This window comes from Cryobacterium sp. Y50 (assembly GCF_002929805.1).
Taxonomy (GTDB): domain Bacteria; phylum Actinomycetota; class Actinomycetes; order Actinomycetales; family Microbacteriaceae; genus Cryobacterium.
Genome location: NZ_PJJM01000013.1, coordinates 1 through 1,657, shown reverse-complemented (window position 1 = coordinate 1,657; position 1,657 = coordinate 1). Strand labels below are relative to the sequence as shown.

The window sequence follows — 1,657 nt, the reverse complement described above, 5'->3', positions numbered from 1 at the left end:
AGCCTCGATCCACCGGTCCGCCTTGAGTGTGCGGAGTCGGTGAAATCTGAGTGGGAGTTTGGTTGCGGGCGTGGCGAGGGTGCCGGCCTTGCTGCCGGTGATGTTCCGTGGTCCTGGGGCGCCGAGTGGCTGGTGGCCAGGTGGTGGCGGTTTGCGGCGGGCCGCAGGCCGCCGCAAATGCTGCTGTCCATCCGGTTTCCCATGGCCAGTTCGCTGGAAGGTGCAGGGTGATCTTTCGGGCCGACGTGGAGATGCGGGCCGGGATGTTGATGAGTTTGCGGCGGATGGTGCCGCTGCGCGCTTTGCCTAAATCGGCGCCCGCCACCGAACCAACGGCGCGGGAGAGGTTGAAGGCGATCGTGGCCAGCACGAGCCAGGCTGCGTTGGCCGTGAAGATGCCGGAGGGCAGATGTGCCAGCGCGCTGTCCTTCAGATCGGCGTTGATCTGCTCGATGATGGCATGCTTCCGGTGTGTCTGATCAGCCGTGACGGTGTCCAGCTTGCTGGTGGTGAAGAAGGCATGGAACCGGTGCGTGTCGAACAGGGTCGGCTGCCCGTCCGTGGCTTTCCGGTTCAGTTCTGGGATCCGCCGCACGACCAGACGTCCTTTGATGCGTTCAGCGATCCGTCGGGAGCTAAATGCGGTGAAGGCGACTTCCGCGACCTCGGCGGAGGAGATCCAGGCGCCGGTTTCCTCGTCTCGGATCGCGTCGGTGTAGTTGATCGTCGTCCACTGGTCATCGGTGATCGTGGAGATGGCCCGTTTCACGGCCGAGTCCATCCGTGCCGTGATGGACACTGCCGCGCCGGCGTGGTGCGCGGCGGCGACGACGGCGTGGCCATAGAACGCGCTGTCCGCGCGCAGCAACATAACGCCGGTGGCGCGCGGGCTGCGGAGGCGTTTCACGGTGGCGAGGGTGTCTCGGACGAATTTGCCCGCGCCACGCGGGGACGCGGTCGTTCCTTTCCGCAGCCGGGACCCGATGATGATCGGCGCCGACTTCGGTGTGGAGACGATGCCGATCAAGGCGTTCAGGCCGCGCACTCCGGAGTAGCCGTAGCCGGAGCCTTGTTTCTGATATCCGTGGACTTCCTTGATGGTGTCGTCGATATCGACCAAGGCGTAGTCGTCGATTCCCGCGACGATCGGGGCGTGGGCGGCGACGTTGACCAGCCACCGCCAAGCGACGGCATCGAGTTGACGGACGTGACCAAATGTGAACGCGCGGAGGAACGAGCCCAACGTCGACGGGGCGTAGGTCCCGACGAAGAGTTTCTTCATGCCGCCGTGCCGCAGCAGCGCCATGTCATCGATGGAGTCGGCACCGGCGAGCATTCCCCCAACCAGCGCGGTGACTTTCAATCCGGCGTTCGCGCCGAAGTATCCGGGCAGGGTCAGCCGGGCATCGGCGAGCTCGCCGAGACCCGTTTTCACCGCCAACGCCAGCGCCGGGACGAGGCCTGCGGCCGACACGAGATTTGTGTCGTCGAAGGTGGCTGACAAGCGGCTGGAAGTATGGAAAAGTTGCATCTACGAGGTGCCTCTCGGAGCGGTCAAATTGAACCCTAAGTAAGTTCTATTTTTCCTGATCCGACAGGCATTCTCGGTTTAACGCGCCGCTACAACCTCAACTCGACCGGTGGATCGAGGCTAAGT

General features: G+C 64.0%; 1 pseudogene. It reads right to left on the bottom strand.

The window, feature by feature from the left end:
- Window positions 1-154 precede the first annotated feature (154 nt).
- A pseudogene (locus CXY73_RS00095) lies at window positions 155-1,531 on the bottom strand (IS1380 family transposase); the annotation flags it as partial.
- Window positions 1,532-1,657 lie beyond the last annotated feature (126 nt).